This window comes from Sporosarcina sp. NCCP-2716 (assembly GCF_023707985.1).
In the GTDB taxonomy this organism is placed as follows: Bacteria; Bacillota; Bacilli; order Bacillales_A; family Planococcaceae; genus Sporosarcina.
In genome coordinates this window covers 121,011-139,248 of record NZ_BRCF01000008.1, presented here as the reverse complement: position 1 = coordinate 139,248, position 18,238 = coordinate 121,011, and the positions used below count along the sequence as shown (strand labels likewise).

General features: G+C 54.5%; 18 protein-coding genes and 1 riboswitch. Of the genes, 3 read left to right on the top strand and 15 right to left on the bottom strand.

The features are described 5' to 3' along the window. Positions 1–20: 20 nt before the first annotated feature. The 15 genes from sufB to NFU03_RS12390 form a co-directional block, all read right to left on the bottom strand. Positions 21–1,418, bottom strand: a complete 1,398-nt coding sequence (gene sufB, locus NFU03_RS12460; RefSeq protein WP_251639135.1) for a Fe-S cluster assembly protein SufB — start codon at positions 1,416–1,418, stop codon at positions 21–23. A 21-nt stretch (positions 1,419–1,439) separates the two neighbouring features. Further along, positions 1,440–1,877 (bottom strand): Fe-S cluster assembly sulfur transfer protein SufU, encoded by a 438-nt coding sequence (gene sufU, locus NFU03_RS12455; RefSeq protein ID WP_251639134.1) that lies wholly within the window; start codon positions 1,875–1,877, stop codon positions 1,440–1,442. Continuing rightward, on the bottom strand, positions 1,877–3,097 hold the full coding sequence (locus NFU03_RS12450) for a cysteine desulfurase (RefSeq protein ID WP_251639133.1): 1,221 nt from the start codon (positions 3,095–3,097) through the stop codon (positions 1,877–1,879). Before NFU03_RS12450 ends, sufU begins: the two co-directional genes overlap by 1 nt. Then, the gene (gene sufD, locus NFU03_RS12445; protein WP_251639132.1) at positions 3,097–4,404 is read right to left on the bottom strand and encodes a Fe-S cluster assembly protein SufD; all 1,308 of its coding nucleotides are present in this window, start codon (positions 4,402–4,404) and stop codon (positions 3,097–3,099) included. Before sufD ends, NFU03_RS12450 begins: the two co-directional genes overlap by 1 nt. 18 nt (positions 4,405–4,422) lie before the next feature. Then, a complete protein-coding gene (gene sufC / locus NFU03_RS12440; protein ID WP_251639131.1) occupies positions 4,423–5,202 on the bottom strand; it encodes a Fe-S cluster assembly ATPase SufC in 780 nt (259 codons plus the stop codon). A gap of 268 nt (positions 5,203–5,470) precedes the next feature. Further along, complete coding sequence (locus tag NFU03_RS12435; protein WP_251639130.1) at positions 5,471–6,658, bottom strand: dicarboxylate/amino acid:cation symporter; 1,188 nt, start codon at positions 6,656–6,658, stop codon at positions 5,471–5,473. Between the two features lie 133 nt (positions 6,659–6,791). Then, positions 6,792–7,634 carry a MetQ/NlpA family ABC transporter substrate-binding protein gene (locus tag NFU03_RS12430; protein WP_251639128.1) on the bottom strand — a complete coding sequence of 281 codons (843 nt, stop codon included), beginning with the start codon at positions 7,632–7,634 and terminating at the stop codon, positions 6,792–6,794. 60 nt (positions 7,635–7,694) lie between these two features. Then, positions 7,695–8,363 (bottom strand): methionine ABC transporter permease, encoded by a 669-nt coding sequence (locus NFU03_RS12425; RefSeq protein ID WP_251639126.1) that lies wholly within the window; start codon positions 8,361–8,363, stop codon positions 7,695–7,697. After that, a complete protein-coding gene (locus NFU03_RS12420) occupies positions 8,360–9,382 on the bottom strand; it encodes a methionine ABC transporter ATP-binding protein (protein WP_251639124.1) in 1,023 nt (340 codons plus the stop codon). The genes NFU03_RS12425 and NFU03_RS12420 overlap by 4 nt, the downstream gene beginning before the upstream one ends. Positions 9,383–9,692: 310 nt before the next feature. Continuing rightward, positions 9,693–9,803: riboswitch (SAM riboswitch) on the bottom strand. A gap of 50 nt (positions 9,804–9,853) precedes the next feature. Next, positions 9,854–10,153 (bottom strand): thioredoxin family protein, encoded by a 300-nt coding sequence (locus NFU03_RS12415; RefSeq protein WP_251639122.1) that lies wholly within the window; start codon positions 10,151–10,153, stop codon positions 9,854–9,856. Positions 10,154–10,235: 82 nt separating this feature from the next. Continuing rightward, on the bottom strand, positions 10,236–10,619 hold the full coding sequence (gene gcvH / locus NFU03_RS12410) for a glycine cleavage system protein GcvH (protein WP_251639120.1): 384 nt from the start codon (positions 10,617–10,619) through the stop codon (positions 10,236–10,238). Between the two features lie 79 nt (positions 10,620–10,698). After that, positions 10,699–11,058, bottom strand: coding sequence for an arsenate reductase family protein (locus NFU03_RS12405; protein WP_251639118.1), 360 nt, complete (start codon positions 11,056–11,058; stop codon positions 10,699–10,701). 102 nt (positions 11,059–11,160) lie between these two features. Next, on the bottom strand, positions 11,161–12,948 hold the full coding sequence (locus NFU03_RS12400; RefSeq protein WP_251639116.1) for an acyl-CoA dehydrogenase family protein: 1,788 nt from the start codon (positions 12,946–12,948) through the stop codon (positions 11,161–11,163). Between the two features lie 30 nt (positions 12,949–12,978). Then, positions 12,979–14,154, bottom strand: coding sequence for an acetyl-CoA C-acetyltransferase (locus NFU03_RS12395; RefSeq protein WP_251639114.1), 1,176 nt, complete (start codon positions 14,152–14,154; stop codon positions 12,979–12,981). Between the two features lie 34 nt (positions 14,155–14,188). Next, the gene (locus tag NFU03_RS12390) at positions 14,189–16,573 is read right to left on the bottom strand and encodes a 3-hydroxyacyl-CoA dehydrogenase/enoyl-CoA hydratase family protein (protein ID WP_251639112.1); all 2,385 of its coding nucleotides are present in this window, start codon (positions 16,571–16,573) and stop codon (positions 14,189–14,191) included. 213 nt (positions 16,574–16,786) lie between these two features. Here NFU03_RS12390 and NFU03_RS12385 point away from each other — a divergent pair, with 213 nt between their 5' ends. From NFU03_RS12385 to NFU03_RS12375, 3 genes are all read left to right on the top strand, one after another. Next, positions 16,787–17,107, top strand: a complete 321-nt coding sequence (locus NFU03_RS12385; protein WP_251639109.1) for a thioredoxin family protein — start codon at positions 16,787–16,789, stop codon at positions 17,105–17,107. 120 nt (positions 17,108–17,227) lie between these two features. Next, on the top strand, positions 17,228–17,686 hold the full coding sequence (locus NFU03_RS12380; RefSeq protein WP_251639107.1) for an STAS domain-containing protein: 459 nt from the start codon (positions 17,228–17,230) through the stop codon (positions 17,684–17,686). A 17-nt stretch (positions 17,687–17,703) separates the two neighbouring features. Beyond that, complete coding sequence (locus NFU03_RS12375; protein ID WP_251639105.1) at positions 17,704–18,231, top strand: C39 family peptidase; 528 nt, start codon at positions 17,704–17,706, stop codon at positions 18,229–18,231. The last annotated feature ends 7 nt before the right edge of the window (positions 18,232–18,238 follow it).

The window sequence follows — 18,238 nt, the reverse complement described above, 5'->3', positions numbered from 1 at the left end:
CGGGGAGGCTGTCCAATCGATTATCCGATCGAACCTTCCATTTCGAATTTGATCAGGCGGTTCATCTCAACTGCATATTCCATCGGCAGTTCTTTCGTGAATGGCTCGATGAAGCCCATGACGATCATTTCAGTCGCTTCCATTTCGGAAATACCGCGGCTCATCAAGTAGAAGAGCTGCTCTTCTGACACTTTGGATACTTTCGCTTCGTGTTCAAGCGAAATATTGTCGTTCAGGATTTCGTTGTACGGAATCGTGTCGGATGTCGACTTGTCATCCATGATGAGCGTGTCGCATTCGATGTTGGCACGCGCGCCATCCGCTTTCCGTCCGAAGTGGACGATTCCGCGGTAGCTCACTTTTCCGCCGTGCTGGGAAATCGATTTCGAAACGATCGTCGACGACGTGTTCGGCGCCAAGTGCATCATTTTCGCACCTGCATCCTGGTGCTGCCCTTTGCCGGCGATTGCGATCGACAATGTCATGCCGCGTGCGCCTTCACCTTTCAGGAGGACTGCCGGGTATTTCATCGTCAGTTTGGAACCGATGTTGCCGTCGATCCACTCCATCGTTGCGTTCGCTTCACAGACCGCACGTTTCGTGACGAGGTTGTAGACGTTGTTCGCCCAGTTCTGGATCGTCGTGTAGCGGCAGTATGCGTCTTTTTTGATGATGATTTCAACGACCGCACTGTGGAGGGAGTTTGTTGTATAGACAGGTGCTGTACAGCCTTCGACGTAGTGCACGCTTGCGCCTTCGTCGACGATGATGAGCGTCCGTTCGAACTGCCCCATGTTTTCCGAGTTGATGCGGAAATAGGCTTGCAGCGGCGTGTCGACTTTAATGCCGGGCGGTACGTAGATGAAGGACCCGCCTGACCAGACAGCCGAGTTCAATGCAGCGAACTTGTTGTCCGAGTTCGGGATGACCGTACCCCAGTATTTCTTGAAGAGCTCTTCGTTTTCACGGAGCGCGGAATCGGTGTCTTTGAAGACGATCCCCATGTCTTCGAGCTCTGATTTCATGTTGTGGTAGACGACTTCCGATTCGTACTGCGCGGAAACGCCTGCGAGGTACTTCTGTTCCGCTTCCGGAATACCGAGTTTGTCAAACGTCCGTTTGATCTCTTCCGGCACTTCGTCCCACGAACGTTCTGTCGCTTCGGACGGTTTCACGTAATATGTGATTTCATCGAAGTTCAGTGAGTTCAGGTCGCCGCCCCATTGCGGCATCGGCTTGCTGTAGAACAGTTCAAGGGATTTCAGACGGTAGTTGAGCATCCATTCCGGTTCGTCTTTCATGCGCGAGATTTCTTCGACGATTTCTTTCGTCAGTCCGCGTTCGGAACGGAATACAGATACGTCCTTGTCGTGGAACCCGTATTTGTAATCGCCGATTTCCGGCATCTTTTTAGCCATTTGCTATTCCTCCTGTTCGATTCATTCGGAATCGCCCGCGATTCCTTTTTCCATCGCTTTCCATGGCAGTGTGGCGCATTTAATGCGCGCCGGGAATTTCGCGACGCCTGTCAATGCTTCGATATCGCCGAAGTCGACGGATTCGTCCACTTCCTTGCCAAGCATCATGTCCGAGAAGGCATGGGCTGCGAATATCGCTTCTTCCTTGTTCTTCCCTTTGACGAGCTGTGTCATCATCGAGGCGGATGCCATGGAGATCGAGCATCCTTCCCCTTCGAACTTCGCGTCTTTGACGATGTCGTCTTCGACTTGGAGTGTCAGGTGGATGACGTCGCCGCACGTCGGGTTGTTCATGTCGATGGTGACGTTGCTGCCTTCGAGGACGCCTTTGTTACGCGGCGTCTTGTAGTGATCCATGATGACGGAGCGGTAGAGCTGATCTAGTTTGTCATTTTTCATTACTGAAAATACTCCTTTGCCATGCGGAGTCCTTCCATGAGACGGTCCACATCTTCTTTCGTGTTGTAAAGATAGAAGCTGGCACGTGCGGTTGCAGAGACGTCGAGCCATTTCATGAGCGGCTGGCAGCAATGGTGTCCGGCACGCACGGCGATCCCGTTCATGTCGAGGACGGTTGCCAGGTCGTGCGGATGGACGCCTTCCAGGTTGAAGGTCACGATACCGGCACGTTTACTTGCATCGCGCGGACCGTAGATTTCAATGCCTTCGAGGGTGCGCATCTGTTCCATCGCATAGGCAACCAGCTCATGTTCGTGCTGTTCGATCGCATCGAGGCCGATCGACTGGATGTAGTCGATGGCCGCCGCCATGCCGATCGCTCCGGCGATGATCGGTGTGCCGCCTTCGAACTTCCAGGGCAGCTCTTTCCACGTGGAATCATACAGGCCGACGAAGTCGATCATTTCGCCGCCGAATTCAGTCGGTTCCATCGCTTCGAGCAGCGCCTTCTTGCCATATAATGCACCGATACCGGTCGGACCGCATAACTTATGGCCGGAGAATGCAAGGAAATCGCAGTCCAGGTCCTGCACGTCGATTTCGATATGCGGGGCAGCCTGGGCTGCGTCCACGACCATGACCGCTCCGTGGACGTGGGCGATTTCCGTGATTTCCTTGATCGGGTTCATCGTCCCGAGTACGTTCGAGACGTACATCATCGAGACGATTTTCGTGCGGTCGGTCATCGCGTCGCTCACTTTCTCGAGCGACAGCGTGCCGTCTTCTTCGAGATCGACATATTTCAGAACAGCGCCTGTCGCTTTCGCGAGCTGCTGCCATGGAATGATGTTGGAATGGTGCTCCATATACGTGATGATGATTTCGTCGCCTTCCGCGATATTCGCACGGCCGTAGCTGTCCGCGATCAGATTCAGCGCGGTCGTCGTACCCCGCGTGAAGACGATCTCTTTCGTCGAGGAAGCATTCAGGAATTTGCGCACGGTTTCCCGCGCGCCTTCGTAATCTTCGGTCGCCCGGTTGCCAAGTGTATGGACGCCGCGGTGGACGTTCGAGTTATCGTACTTATAGTAATGCTCCAGCGCCTCGATGACCTGGCGCGGCTTCTGGGAAGTCGCCGCACTGTCCAGGTAGACGAGGGGATAGCCGTTCACTTCTTGGTCAAGGATCGGGAAATCGTTGCGGATGTCTGGATTCAGCATTAGCGCACTTTCCTTTCAATAACCTCCGTCAGCTGTTTCTTGACGCCTTCAATCGGAAGCTTGCTTACAACCGGCTCGAGGAACCCGTGGATGACGAGGCGTTCAGCTTCGTGCTTTGAAATCCCACGGCTCATCAGGTAGAACAGCTGCAGCGGATCGACACGGCCGACAGATGCTGCGTGGCCTGCCGTTACATCGTCTTCGTCGATGAGCAGGATCGGGTTGGCGTCACCGCGTGCCTTTTCGCTCAGCATGAGTACGCGTGACTCCTGCTCGGCATTCGCACGGGTAGCGCCTTTTTCGATCTTGCCGATCCCGTTGAAGATGGATGACGCGGAGTCTTTCATGACGCCGTGCTTCAGGATATGTCCTTCTGTGTCCATTCCCCAATGGACGATCTCGGAAGTGAAGTTCTGTTTCTGGGATCCGCGTCCGACCACAACGGACTTCATGTCGCAGCGCGAGCCGTTGCCGACGAGGTGCGTCAAGTTGTCTGAAATCGTATTGCTGTCGTTCATGAGGCCGAGCGCCCAGTCGATGCGGCTGTCGCGTCCTGCTACTCCGCGGCGGTTGACATACGTTGTGAAGCCTTCCGCCAAGACGTCGACGGCACCGTATGTGACGACGGCGTTGTCGCCCGTGAACACTTCGGCGATGATGTTCGCAAGGCCTTCAGCATGTTCTACTGTGGACAAGTAGTTCTCGACGTATGTGACCGAGCTGTTCGCTTCAGCTACCACGATGACGTGGTTGAAGAGCGATGCTTTTTCATCGTCATGGAGGAACAGCACTTGGATCGGCTGCTTGACCTCGACGTTTTTCGGCACATAGACGAAAACACCGCCGTTCATTAGTGCTGCATGGAGTGCCGTAAGACGGTGCTCGTCCACTTTGACCCCGTCCGTCATGAAGTATTTCTTCACGAGGTCGCCGTGTTCGCGTGATGCTGTGAAAATGTCGGTGAAGATGACGCCCTGTTCCTTCAGTTCTTCAGACAGTGACAGGTAGGCCGGTGTATTGTTGTGCTGCACGTAAAGGTTCTTCTGATTCTCTGCGTCGACGAGCAGTTTTGCATCGTCCGGAAGCTGTCCGAGGTCGGCGTAGACACTGCTTTCAACAGCGTGCACCGGAAACTCGGTGAAGTTCCAGTTGTCGATCTTCGTTTTATCTGGTTTCGGCATCGGAAGGGTTTCGGATTTCCCGAGCGCTTCCAAGCGGAGGTCGGTCAGCCAGCCTGCTTCTCCTGTAGAGGCAGCGTAAGAGCGGACGTCGTCTCCGGTCAATGCCAATTTCGTTTCAACCGTCATGTTCAATCGTCCTCCCTCTTAGGCTTCTTGTTCTACTGACTCTTCTTCGATTCCGAGCTCTTCTTTGATCCAGTCGTAGCCGTGCTCTTCCAGTTTGCGGGCAAGTTCTTCCCCGCCTGACTTGACGACGCGGCCCTGCATCATGACGTGGACGTGGTCCGGCGTGATGTAGTTCAGCAGGCGCTGGTAGTGTGTGATGATCAGGCAGCCGAAGCCTTCGCCGCGCATTTCATTGATGCCCGTCGAAACGATGCGGAGTGCGTCGATATCGAGGCCGGAGTCGATTTCGTCCAGCACTGCGAATTTCGGTTTCAGCATCATGAGCTGGAGGATTTCGTTACGTTTCTTTTCGCCGCCGGAGAACCCTTCATTCAAGTAGCGGGTCGCCATATCTTCGTCCATTTCGAGCAGTTCCATCTTGCTGTCGAGCTCGCGGATGAACTTCATGAGCGAGATTTCATCGCCTTCTTCGCGGCGCGCGTTGATCGCGGAGCGGAGGAAGTCGGCGTTCGTGACGCCTGTGATTTCACTCGGATACTGCATGGCGAGGAACAGACCGGCTTTCGCGCGCTCGTCCACTTCCATTTCCAGAACGTCTTCCCCGTCGAGGAGGACGGACCCTGATGTCACTTCATATTTCGGATGCCCCATGATCGCCGACGCAAGTGTCGATTTACCAGTACCGTTCGGCCCCATGATTGCATGGATTTCGTTTGTGTTGATCGTTAAGTTGACCCCTTTAAGTATTTCCTTGTCTTCGATTGAAACGTGAAGATCTTTGATTTCCAAAGTTGCCATTCCAATACCTCCCGTATGCTTGAGATGAATTGCCTCATCCCCTATTTATCATCATTCTAATCTTATCCTATCCGGCCGCCCGTTGCAAATCATTGAGAACTATTATAAATAATAAAGAAAGGCTTGCAATCAGCGGGATTATCACCCAGGTGCTGTTTTCAATTGAAATAGTCAGATTGAGAAAACCGGCCGGCATATTTGATAACCCAGGCATGCCGCACACATGGAAAACGCCTGCTTCCCTCGCGGGGAAACAGGCGCAGCTAAGTTATTTTGCGGTTGCTTCTTTCGAAAAGCTGTCGACGACAATCGCAAGTGCCCCGTCACCTGTCACATTGGTGGCAGTGCCGAAGCTGTCCTGCGCCATGTACAGGGCAATCATGAGGGCGACCATCGATTCGTCGAACCCGAGCATCGTTGAGAGCAGGCCGGTCGCCGCGACGACAGCTCCGCCCGGTACGCCCGGTGCTGCGATCATCGTGATACCGAGCATGAAGATGAAGCCCAAATAGGAAACGAAGCTGATCGGCATGCCGTTCATAAGCATGACGCCGATCGAGCACGAGACGAGTGTGATCGTGCTGCCTGACAGGTGGATCGTTGCGAACAGCGGAATGGTGAAGTCCGTCACTTTCGCTGAAGCGCCTGTCTGCTTCGCCTGCCGCAGCGTGACCGGGATGGTGGCTGCGGAAGATTGTGTGCCGACTGCCGTGAAATAGGCCGGTGCCATGATCTTCATGAGGCGGAACGGATTGCGCTGCGAGACGGCTCCTGCGACGGTATATTGGATCGTCAGCATGACCAGATGGAGCACGATGATCATGACGAAGACGAAGATGAAGATCGACAGCACTTTCGCCACTTCACCGGTGAACGTCATATTGAGGAAGATCCCGAAAATATGGATCGGCAGCAGCGGGATGATGATGACCGTGATCACTTTCTCGATGATCGTGTTCAGTTCCTCGAACAGGTGGAGCATAGTCGTACTGCCGATCGATGCCATGCCGATCCCGAGGACGAACGCCAGGATGAGTGCCGTCATGACGCCCATCAGCGGCGTCATCTCGATCGTGAAGAATGAGGCGGCCGCCTCTTTTCCGGTGCCGATCGATGTTTCACCCAGCCCGTGTATGTACGAAGGCAGGATCGTCGTTGCAGCAAAATAGGCGAGGATCCCGGCAACGATGGTGGATGCATAGGCGAACACCGTCGCCAGGCCGAGCAGTTTCCCTGAGCCTTTCCCGAGTTTCGCGATGCCCGGAGTGATGAACGACAGGATGATGAACGGCACGATGAAGTTCAGGAATCCGCCGAACAGCATATTGAATGTGGCGAAGAACCGGGTGAACAATTCGGCGAACCGCTCCCCGATCATCGGTGCCAAGTAACCAAGGCCTACTGCAAGGGCGATCGCAATGACAATCCTCCAGATCAGGCCGATTTTGAATTTCAAAGTATGTACCCCTTTCGTGCGCTGATTTAGTAAAGCTCTCTTTCATCATACAGCACAGGAAACGCATACTTCCGCTTAAAATCATTTCGCACAATTCAAAAAACCTCCCTGACAGGCAGGGAGGCCGTGTGCATTACTTCGTGACCGGAACGACGGAGCCGCCCCACTTATCGATGATGAAGTCCTGGATCTCTTTCGATTTCAGCACTTCGACGAGCGCTTTGATGGACTCTTTGTCTTCATCACCAGTACGGACAGCGATGATGTTGACGTACGGAGAGTCGGATTCCTCCAATGCGATAGAATCTTTCATCGGGTTCAGTCCTGCATCGATTGCATAGTTGGAGTTGATCAGCACCGCGTCGCCTTCTTCACTTTCATACATTTGCGGAAGCAGTGCCGCTTCGTAGTTCGCATCGAATTTCAGGTTCTTCTTGTTCTCTACGATATCCTTCACTTCGGCTTTCGTCTTGTCGACGCCTTCTTTCAGCTTGATGAGCCCTTCCGCTTCAAGCATCGCGAGGACACGGCCATGGTCAGCGACCGAGTTGCTGATCAGGATCGTGGCTCCGTCCGGCAGTTCGTCGAGTGACTTGTATTTCTTCGAGTAGACACCGATCGGCTCGATATGGATGCTTCCCGCATTCGTGAAGTCATAGCCGTGATCTGCGATCTGCGTTTCCATGTACGGGATGTGCTGGAAGTAGTTCGCGTCCAAGTCGCCTGAATCGAGGTCTTTGTTCGGCAGGACGTAATCCTGGTACGGCTCGATTTCGAGGTCGTAGCCCTTTTCTTTCAGCAATGGCTTCGCTTCTTCGAGGATCTCCGCGTGCGGCACGTTCGAAGCACCGACTTTAATGACTTTCGATTCTTCGTCGGAACCGCTCGCTTTCCCGCCTTTATCATCTTTCGTTCCGCATGCTGCGAGCGCGAGGACGAGCACAGCGAGTAAAATACCGGTGATGAGTTTCTTCATTACATTCCACTTCCCTTTTCGTTTTTTATGTGTCAGGCGGTTGCACCTGTTCGTACCGATTTACCGTTTGTCGAGCTTTTTGACGGCGAAGTCGCCGGCAAACTGGATGATGAAGACGACGACCAGGATGAGGACGGTGGACACGAGGGTCACGTCCGTCCGGCTCCGCTGGAATCCATCGAGGAATGCGAGTGTCCCGAGGCCACCTGCACCGATGATGCCTGCCATCGCCGTATAGCCGACGAGTGCTATCGCTGTGACCGTGATGCCTGACAGGAGCGCCGGCATCGATTCCGGCAGCAGCACTTTGAAGATGATGGTGGATGTTTTCGCACCCATCGAGCGTGCTGCTTCGAGCACCCCTTTGTCGATCTCCCGCAGGGCGATGAGCACCATCCGCGCGTAGAACGGGGCTGCGCCGATGATGAGCGCTGGCATCGCCGCTTCAGGGCCGCGGATTGTACCGATCAGGAATTTCGTGAACGGGATCAGCAGGATGATCAGGATGATGAACGGGATCGACCGGAAGATGTTGACGAGAGACCCGGTCAGGACGTTGACGAGACGGTTCGCCCAAATATGGCCGGGCGCCGTCAGGAACAGCAGAATGCCGAGTGCCAGCCCGAATATGAATGTGAAGACGGTGGACACGGCGGTCATGTAAAGTGTTTCGACAGTGGCATCCCACATTTTGGTCCAGTCGACGTTCGGCAGGTAAGTTGAGATCATTTCCCGAACACCTCCGTCTGGACTCCCTGTTCATGCAGGAAAGTGATGGCCTTCTGCGTGGCGGCTTCGTCCCCTGTCAGCTGCAGGATGAGCGTGCCGTATGCGCCGCCGCGCGTCTGGGAAATATTCCCCTGCAGGATGCTGACGTCGATCGGGAACTCGCGGATCAGGCTCGCGAGCACAGGCTGTTCCGTCCGTTCCCCGACGAAGGCGAGTTTGACGAGCGTGCCGTCCGGGTGATCCTGCCGCATGAGCGACATGACTTTTTTCGCGTCTTCCGGTTCTGTCACCTGGGAGACGAACCGTTTTGTGATCGGCGCTTTCGGCGACTGGAAGATTTCGAGTACGTCACCTGTCTCGACGACGCGCCCCTGTTCCATGACTGCGACTTCGTGGCAGATTTTACGGATGACGTGCATTTCGTGCGTGATGAGGACAATCGTCAGGCCGAGCCGCTCGTTGATGCTCGTAAGCAGGTCGAGGATGGCATCGGTCGTCTCAGGGTCGAGTGCCGACGTCGCTTCATCGCACAGCAGCACTTCCGGATCGTTCGCGAGTGCCCGGGCGATGCCGACCCGCTGTTTCTGGCCGCCAGACAGCTGGGACGGATAGGCGTTTTCCCTGCCGGCAAGGCCGACAAGTTCAATGAGTTCAGCGGCTTTCCGCTCCCGTTCCGTTTTATTGATCCCGGCGATTTCGAGCGGGAAGGTGATGTTCTCCTTGACGGTGCGTGACCAGAGCAGGTTGAAGTGCTGGAAGATCATGCTCACTTTCTGGCGTGCCTGGCGGAGTTCTTTTCCGCCGATGGACGACATGAGCCGTCCGTTGACTTCGACGGTTCCGTCAGTCGGACGTTCAAGTCCGTTCAGCAGCCGGATCAATGTGCTTTTCCCGGCGCCGCTGTAGCCGATGATGCCGTAGATCTTCCCTTCTCCGATCGTCAGAGTGACGTCGTCGACGGCGGTGATGGCTGCACCAGACGTGCCGAAGCGTTTGTTGACATTCGTTAGTTGAATCATTCCCAGTCCACCTCATCGTTCATTCATTATATTTCTTTTTCTGGTAAGCTTTAGAGACCGACCTTTGGCCCTATTATATGCCGAGTTGAACGGAGTGCAGGGCGGCGACTCCTGGGGGAACAGCGAGCTAATTGAGACCCCGCAGGGAGCGGAGCGAGTGAGGAGGCTCAATGCTCGCCCCCCGGAAAGCGTCCGCCCGAAACGCAGTTCAACGTCTCGTCTATCCCTCTAAAGTTACTGAAAAAACAAAAAACCTTTCTGCAGATTCACAGAAAGGTGTACGCTAATAAAATAAGTGCGTTCATCCGATCTCTCATCTTTCAAAGCATACGCTTTGTGTGACTTGGCACCATTTCAAGTAACGAAACTTGACGGTTGCCGGGCTTCATAGGGCACTTCCCTCCACCACTCTGTATAAGAGTCAGCTATTCAATTGGTTGCTACTAGTTATACCATAGCGTTTCAGGAGTGTCAACAGAGTTTTCCGAGAATGTTCTGAACCGACCGGAAGGCATAGACTTTCTCCGCCGGCTGCCCGTCCCGCTGGATGAGCAGACACGGTACACTTTCGATCTGATAATCTTCCGCGAGTTCACCGGTATAATTCATGTCCGCTTTCCCGATGACGAGATCCGGCTTCAGTTCGGTCACGACCGAAAGGATCTTCGACGCGACCGCACACGTTCCGCAAAGCGGCGTGTACAGGTAGAAGGCGGCCAGCTCTCCGGTGCGGATACGTTCATTCCACTCTTCGTATGTCCATTCTTCCATGCAGTACAAGCCTCTCTTTCTGACGGTTTCAAGCCAAGGAACAGGAAAGACGCCGGTGGCTGCCGGCGTCTTTTCCGTACTATTATTCTCCGACAGTCATTTTGTCGTAATCTTCAGCTGTCATGAGCTCGTCGAGTTCTTCCGGTTTGGAAGCTTCCACGACGACCATCCATGCACCTTCGTAAGGAGATTCGTTGACGAGTTCCGGGCTGTCTTCGAGGTCTTCGTTCACTTCGACGACTTTACCGCTGATCGGCGCGTACAGTTCCGAAACGGTCTTCACTGATTCGACGCTGCCGAACGGCTCGTCCGATTTCAGTTCGTCGCCGACTGCAGGCAGTTCGACGAATACGATATCACCGAGTTCGGATTGTGCGAAATGCGTGATGCCGATCCGGTATTTTCCGTCTTCTTCTTTTACCCATTCGTGTTCTTCCGAGTACTTCAAGCCTTGTGGTGTGCTCATTCTTTTCCCCTCCAACAGGTAGATTATAATGTCTATCATTTATATTGCCACAGGTTTACAGGAAAGACAAGAGATGAACTCATGCCTTCCATGTGTCTTCGAACACCGCTTCGGAAAAGCCGGCGGTCGTCTTATTGCCGTCCGTCACGAGCGGCCGTTTGATGAGCATACCGTCTGTTGCGAGCAGGCGGAGCTGCTCGTCTTCGGTCATCTCAGGCAGTTTGTCTTTCAGGCCGAGCTCCCGGTATTTCAGTCCGCTCGTGTTGAAGAACTTCTTCAGCGGCAGGCCGGACGCATCGACCATCCGCTTCAGCTCTTCTGCAGAGGGCGGCTGCTCGGCAATATTGAATGCTTCGAACGGGACGTGATTCTCCCGCAGCCATTTCTCGGCTTTCTTGCATGTCGTGCATTTCGGATATCCGTAATAGTGTACTTCCAATTCAGTCACCCCCATCCGTTCCGATCATCCAATCCAGTGTACCGCAAAACATCCAAACTGCGAAATGGCAGTTTGGATGCAAGCGGGTCTGCAGCCGGATGATCAGACGACGTAGCGTGCTGCGTCGATGAGCTTTTCGGATGCTTCGCGTTTTTTCGCGATGATGTTGTATGGATTCGAACGGGTCAGTTTGCGGAGTGCCGATACCATCATGCGCTGGTTGTCACCTTCGACCGCAGCGTACAATGTTTCCTTCGCATCTCGCTCGATCGCTGCGAACGCTTCCTGACAGAAGATTTCCGTGTAGAGGATCTTCTGGCGTTCTTTGTCCGCACCGTTCTTGCCGACTGCCTTTTCAGCACGCAGCAGGGCGGATTCCATCGCAAAGATGTTGTTCGCGATATCGGCGATGTTGACGAGGACTTCCTGTTCCTGCTCGAGTTTCGCGCCGAACCGCTGTGCCGCGAGTCCTGCAGCGAGAAGGCCGATCTTCTTCGCGTTCTTCACGAGCACTTTCTCCTGCGCGAGCGGCTCGTCGCCGATCTCTTCCGGCATCATCATGAGCAGCTCTTCCTGAAGCGCCTGCGCCTGCTGCAGCAGAGGCAGTTCCCCTTTCAGCGCTTTCTTCATGAAAGTGCCCGGTACGATCATCCGGTTGATTTCGTTCGTTCCTTCGAAGATCCGGTTGATGCGGGAGTCACGGTACGCGCGCTCCACTTCGTATTCCTGCATGTAACCGTAGCCGCCGTGGAGCTGGACCGCTTCGTCGACGATGTAGTCGAGTGTCTCTGAGCCTACGACTTTGTTGATGGAACATTCGATCGCGTATTCTGCAATCGCCGCTGCGATCGCTTTTCCGTCCTTCTGCTGTTCAGCAGTCATCTGGCTCTGGCGCTGCTCGAAGTAGCCGACAGTCCTGTAGATCAGACTTTCCGTCGCATAGAGACGGGCCGCCATCGTTGCGATCTTTTCCTTCGTCAAGTTGAATGATGAAATCGGTGTATTGAACTGCTTGCGCTCGTTCGCATAGGAGACTGCCAGTTCAAAAGCACGTTTCGAACCGCCGACTGTGCCGACGCCGAGCTTGTAACGCCCGATGTTCAGGATGTTGAAAGCGATAATATGACCGCGGCCGATCTCACCGAGCAGGTTCTCGACAGGCACTTCCGCATCCGACAGAATGAGTGTGCGTGTGGAAGACGACTTGATGCCCATCTTCTTCTCTTCCGCGCCGACAGACACTCCTGGGAAGTCACGTTCGACGATGAACGCAGAGAACTTGTCGCCGTCGACTTTCGCATAGACGACGAAGACATCTGCGAATCCTGCATTCGTGATCCATTGTTTTTCGCCGTTGAGAATATAGTGCGTCCCAGCTTCGTTCAGTTTTGCAGTCGTTTTAGCGCCAAGCGCATCTGAACCAGAACCCGGCTCCGTCAATGCGTAGGCGGAAATCTTGTCGCCTGCGACCGAATTCGGCAAGTACTTCTTCTTCTGCTCTTCGTTTCCGAACAGGACGATCGGCAGTGTTCCGATTCCGACGTGCGCGCCGTGAGTGATCGAGAAGCCGCCCGCAACCGCCATTTTCTCGGAGATGAGCGCAGATGAGATCTTGTCGAGGCCGAGACCATCGTATTCTTCCGGTACATCCGCACCGAGAAGTCCGAGATCCCCCGCTGACTTCAGCAGGCGTACGGAATGCTCGAATTCGTGGTTTTCGAGTTTCTCGACGACAGGAAGCACTTCGTTCTTCACGTAGTCTTCCGTCGTTTTCGCGATCATCTTCTGCTCATCGGAATAATCTTCCGGCGTGAACACGCGGTCCGGTGTGATGTCTTCCGTCAAAAATGCGCCGCCTTTTACCAATTCGTTCGTTGTCGTCTCGCTCATGATCGTTTCCTCCTCATATGGATATCCGTTTTATAGTAGTTCGAAGACGCCTGCAGCACCCATTCCGCCGCCGATACACATCGTGACGACGCCGAACTGCTTGCCCTGTCTCTTCAATTCATTCATCATACGGACGGTCAGGATCGTACCGGTCGCACCTAGCGGGTGGCCGAGCGCGATCGCGCCGCCGTTGACGTTCACTTTCGCCGTATCGAGTCCGAGTTCCCGGATGACCTGCAGTGACTGTGATGCAAACGCCTCATTCAGTTCCCAGATGTCGATATCGTCCTTCGACAGGCCTGCGAGCTTCAATGCTTTCGGAATCGCAGCGACCGGACCGATGCCCATCACTTCCGGCGGCACGCCTGCAACAGCGAACGAGCGGAATTTCAAAATCGGTGTAAGCCCTTCCGCCATCGCTTTCTCACGGTCCATGACGAGTACGGAAGCCGCTCCGTCCGATGTCTGTGAAGCGTTTCCTGCTGTGACGGAACCTGTGACGGAGAACGCAGGACGCAGTTTCGCAAGGATCTCTGTCGTCGTGCCTCTCCGGACGCCTTCATCCATCGAGAACGTCTCTTTCTTCTCCGCGAACTTGCCGTTGCTGTCCACATAGCCTTTCGTGAACTCGACCGGCACGATTTCATCATCGAACTTGCCGGCATCGATCGCAGAGGCTGCCCGCTTGTGGGATTCCACGGCGAACGCGTCCTGGTCTTCACGGCTGACACCATATTTTACGGCAACCTGCTCGGCCGTGTGACCCATGCCCATATAATATTGCGGCGCTTCTTCCGCAAGTTTCGCATTCGGACGGACCGTATTCCCCATCATCGGCACCATGCTCATCGATTCCGCTCCGCCTGCGAGGATCGCTTCGGATGCTCCGAGCATGATCCGTTCCGCTGCATAGGCGATCGATTGGAGACCCGACGAACAGAACCGGTTGACGGTGATTGCAGGTGTCGTATCCGGCAGTCCGGCAAGCGCTCCGATATTTCGCGCCATATTCATGCCCTGTTCGGCTTCCGGCATCGCGCAGCCGATGATCAGGTCTTCGATCGGACCGTCATAGCCGCCCGCGCGTTTCAATGTTTCCTTTATCGTAAGGGCTCCTAGATCATCCGGCCGGACCGTGGCAAGGGAACCCTTGCCCGCTTTCCCGACCGGAGTGCGGGAACCCGCAACAATGACTGCTTCACGCATTGTAGTTCCTCCTCTGTAAGTTGCTGGGGCCGACTTAGTTGCGGAGCGGCTTCCCTTTGACGAGCATGTGCTGCATCCGCGCCTGGGATTTCGGTTCTGCGACGAGGCTCAAGAATGCTTCGCGCTCCAGATCGAGCATGTATTGTTCGTCGACGAGCGTGCCGTACGGCAGTTTCCCGCCTGCGAGCACGTACGCCAGTTTCTTCGCGATCTTCATGTCATGATCGCTGATGAACCCTGAAAGGCGCATGCCTTCCGCACCGAGCAGCAATGTCGCGTAGCCGGTTTCGCCGACGACCGGGAATTTCTCCTTCTTCGGCGGCTGGTATCCGCTGTTGTACAACCCGAGAGCTACCTGTTTCGCGTCATACAGCAGGTGATCCGGGTTGACACTGATGCCGTCCGCGAAGTCGAGGAAGTTGTTTTCCCGTGCTTCCTCCGCAGAAGTAGAAACTTTCGCAAGGGCGATCGACTCGAACACTTTGTTAGCGATGTTCTGATAGTCGACCTGCACACCTTTCGGCAGCCCCTTCAGATGCTTCAAATACAGGCCGACGTTTCCGCCGCCGCCCGGGATGAGCCCGACTCCCGCTTCCACGAGTCCGATGTACGTCTCCATCGACGCCTGGATATGTGCAGCCGGCAGGCATACTTCCGCCCCGCCGCCGAGCGTCATCTGGAATGGCGCCGCGACGACCGGTTTCGACGAATACTTGAGCTTCATCATCGCGTTCTGGAACGTCCTGACGGTGAAGTCAAGTTCGAAGATGTTGTCATCCTGCGCTTCCATGAGTATCATGCCGAGGTTCGCACCGACACAGAAGTTCTTCCCCTGGTTGCCGATGACGAGCCCTTTGTAGTTCTTCTCGACTTCATCGACCGCGAAGTTGATCATCTGCATGATGTCGAGTCCGATCGCATTTGACTGCGAATGGAATTCGAGAAGAGCGATGCCGTCGCCCATATCGATGAGGCTCGCGCCTGAGTTTTTCTTGATGACGCCGTGCTGTTTCTTATAGCGCTTCAAGTCGATCACTTTTTCGTTCACCGGCACCGGCGTATAGCTCTCACCGTCGAAATAGTACAGCGTATTGTCTTCTTCCTTATAGAACGTTTCATATCCTTTGCTCAGCAGCTGCTCGACCAAGGCAGGAGTTTCATGGCCTTCTTCTTTCATCCGAGCGACTGATTTTCCGACTCCGATTGCGTCCCACGTTTCAAACGGCCCCTGTGTCCAGCCGAAGCCCCATTTCATGGCGTTGTCGATTGCAATGATGTCGTCTGCAATCTGACCGTGCATGTCAGCAGCATAACGGAGTGTCGGTGATAGGATGTTCCATAGCAGTTCACCGGTGCGGTCATCTGCATAAACGAGGGACTTTACGCGGTTTCCGAGTCCTTTCTGCTGTTTCGCCATTTCGATTGAAGGCGTTTTCAATTTTTTCGCTGGGCTGTATTCAAGCGTCGATGAGTCGATCTCGTAAATGTCTTTGCCTTTCTTCACGAAGAAGCCCTGCTTCGCCTTCGCGCCGATCCAGCCGTTGTCGATCATCTTCTGCATGAATTCCGGAAGTTCGAACACTTTCTGTTCGTCGCCTTCCGTTTTGTCAAACGCATTCTTCGCAACGTGCATGAATGTATCGAGACCGACGACGTCGAGCGTGCGGAATGTCGCCGATTTCGGCCGGCCGATCAGCGTGCCCGTGACCGAGTCGACTTCGCCGACCGTGTAGCCGCGTGCTTCCATTTCACGCAATGTAACGAGAAGGCCGTACGTCCCGATCCGGTTGGCGATGAAGTTCGGTGTGTCTTTCGCAAGGACGACCCCTTTGCCGAGACGGTCTTCCGCGAACTGCGTCATGTAGTCGACGACTTCAGGCGCTGTCTGCTCAGCCGGGATGACTTCGAGCAAGTGCAGGTAGCGCGGCGGGTTGAAGAAGTGCGTACCGAGGAAGTGCTTCCGGAAGTCTTCCGAACGGCCTTCCGCCATAGCGTCGATGCTGATGCCGGACGTATTTGAAGTGACGATCGTGCCGGGCTTGCGCACGCTGTCGATCTTTTCGTAAAGTGATTTCTTAATATCGAGGTTTTCGACGACGACTTCGACGATCCAGTCGACATCCGCCAGCTTCCCGAGATCATCCTCCAAGTTGCCCGCTTCGATGAGCGCCAAGTTCTTTTTTGACGCAAGCGGCGCCGGTTTCTGCTTCAGCAAGTTTTTCAGCGCGCTTTCCGTCATCCGGTTGCGGACCGCAGGACTGTCGAGCGTAAGCCCCTTCTTCTCTTCGTCCTCTGACAGCCGGTTCGGCACGATGTCCAGAAGAAGAACAGGTATCCCAATATTGGCAAGGTGTGCAGCGATACCGGAACCCATAACTCCCGAACCGATGACCGCTGCTTTCTGAATGTGATAAGCCACGTGAATGTCCTCCCTTTCGTGTTTGAATGAATGCTCATTCATTTTCTGGGTAAAAAAAATAGAAACCTTTTCTATGTATCTCAGTCTAGCTTATTTCCTGCGTTTTCGCAATATTTAATTCTGAAAAACTTGGAAACGCTTTCGCGGAACAAGTTGGTGTGCGTTTCTGCGTTTTCGTTGTACACTGAAGATACGAAAGGAAGGGATTCAATCATGCAGTCGATTACAACAGCAGAACAGTTCTACGATGTCATTTCAGACCAATCACGCTCCATCGTGAAGTTTCAGGCCGGCTGGTGTCCGGACTGCCGCGTCATGGACATGTTCATCGGACCGATCGAAGAGAAATACGACGAATACGAATGGTATGATGTCGACCGCGACGTGCTTCCTGAAATTGCGGAGAAATATGACGTCATGGGCATTCCGAGCCTGCTCGTCTTCGAGAATGGCGAAAAGAAAGCCCACTTGCACAGTGCCAACGCGAAATCACCGGACCAAGTGACCGACTTCCTCGAAGGGATTACGATCTGATACCGCACGATTCGTTGACAGCAAAAAACCGGATGCCCCGGCGTCCGGTTTTTTTGCTGTCATTTCTTCTATATCCTGTATAATGGTATGGAACACATAGAAATTAGACAGAGGTGCAACATGAACTCAACAGAAGAGATCAACCAGTTGAAGGAAACCATCGCCAAGTATGAACAGATCATCAACGAAACATCCGTTCCGATCATCCCTTCCATCATTGACAATACAATCCTGCTGCCGATTGTCGGCTATACCGACCAGGACCGGCTCGAGCGCATCCGGACAAAGGTGCTCTCCTATTCCGGCAAACACCGCGAGATCGAGTATGCGATCTTCGATTTCTCCGGAATCCGGCTCGAAGACGAGGACGGTTCGGTCGTCCTGACATCCGAGCTGCGTCTCATGCAGGCGGAATTGCAGCTGATGGGCATCCGGCCGATGATGGTCGGCTTCACGCCACCGTTCGTCCGCGAGCTGACGAACGCCGGGATCGCCAGTGAAATCGAATCCTACGCCAATTTCAAGGCAGCCCTCCAAGTGCTCATGTTCGAACAGGGGCTGACCTTTACGAAAGTCTGACGAAAGGGGGCGGCGTGATGCCGATTGTGCCCGGTTTCAAGGGGATGTCGCAATACGATGAGACGATCGGCCGGAAATACCGTCCCTCCGCGTGCGGACCGGTTACCGCCTCCCTGCTGCTGCGCTATTTGCAGCACCCACTCGGGAATGTGCCGATCGACAAGCTGTACCGTCTGCTCGGCGGGACGCGTGCCGGCCTCTTCACATGGCGGTTCGTCCATCGGCTCCGTGCATTGCTCGGCTCTGGCTGGACAGTCGGGACGTGCTCCCTCGATGACGTCTTGCACGAAATCGACAGCGGCCGCCCTGCCGCCGCGAAGTTCGATAAATGGTTTTCGCTGCGCTGGCGGACCCCCGCCCGCTACGATTATCACTGGGTGCCGGTAGTCGGCTATGAACGGACGGCGGACGACGTGCTGCTTTTCATCCATGATAACGGCAGTCCCTCTTCCGCAAGCCGCCTGCAGACGATTTCCTATCGGGAGAATGCCGGCCTGCTGACATTCGTCAAAGTCGGCCCTGCCGGCAAGCGAAAAGGACACTGATGAACTC

Excerpts from the sequence above, each read along its gene's own strand:
- NFU03_RS12425 (WP_251639126.1), bottom strand. The coding sequence starts at position 8,363 with ATGATCTCAACTTACCTGCCGAACGTCGACTGGACCAAAATGTGGGAT.
- sufB (WP_251639135.1), bottom strand. The coding sequence starts at position 1,418 with ATGGCTAAAAAGATGCCGGAAATCGGCGATTACAAATACGGGTTCCAC.
- gcvH (WP_251639120.1), bottom strand. The coding sequence starts at position 10,619 with ATGAGCACACCACAAGGCTTGAAGTACTCGGAAGAACACGAATGGGTA.
- NFU03_RS12380 (WP_251639107.1), top strand. The coding sequence starts at position 17,228 with ATGAACTCAACAGAAGAGATCAACCAGTTGAAGGAAACCATCGCCAAG.
- NFU03_RS12385 (WP_251639109.1), top strand. The coding sequence starts at position 16,787 with ATGCAGTCGATTACAACAGCAGAACAGTTCTACGATGTCATTTCAGAC.
- sufD (WP_251639132.1), bottom strand. The coding sequence starts at position 4,404 with ATGACGGTTGAAACGAAATTGGCATTGACCGGAGACGACGTCCGCTCT.
- NFU03_RS12415 (WP_251639122.1), bottom strand. The coding sequence starts at position 10,153 with ATGGAAGAATGGACATACGAAGAGTGGAATGAACGTATCCGCACCGGA.
- NFU03_RS12450 (WP_251639133.1), bottom strand. The coding sequence starts at position 3,097 with ATGCTGAATCCAGACATCCGCAACGATTTCCCGATCCTTGACCAAGAA.
- sufC (WP_251639131.1), bottom strand. The coding sequence starts at position 5,202 with ATGGCAACTTTGGAAATCAAAGATCTTCACGTTTCAATCGAAGACAAG.
- NFU03_RS12395 (WP_251639114.1), bottom strand. The coding sequence starts at position 14,154 with ATGCGTGAAGCAGTCATTGTTGCGGGTTCCCGCACTCCGGTCGGGAAA.
- NFU03_RS12375 (WP_251639105.1), top strand. The coding sequence starts at position 17,704 with ATGCCGATTGTGCCCGGTTTCAAGGGGATGTCGCAATACGATGAGACG.
- NFU03_RS12400 (WP_251639116.1), bottom strand. The coding sequence starts at position 12,948 with ATGAGCGAGACGACAACGAACGAATTGGTAAAAGGCGGCGCATTTTTG.
- NFU03_RS12420 (WP_251639124.1), bottom strand. The coding sequence starts at position 9,382 with ATGATTCAACTAACGAATGTCAACAAACGCTTCGGCACGTCTGGTGCA.
- sufU (WP_251639134.1), bottom strand. The coding sequence starts at position 1,877 with ATGAAAAATGACAAACTAGATCAGCTCTACCGCTCCGTCATCATGGAT.
- NFU03_RS12430 (WP_251639128.1), bottom strand. The coding sequence starts at position 7,634 with ATGAAGAAACTCATCACCGGTATTTTACTCGCTGTGCTCGTCCTCGCG.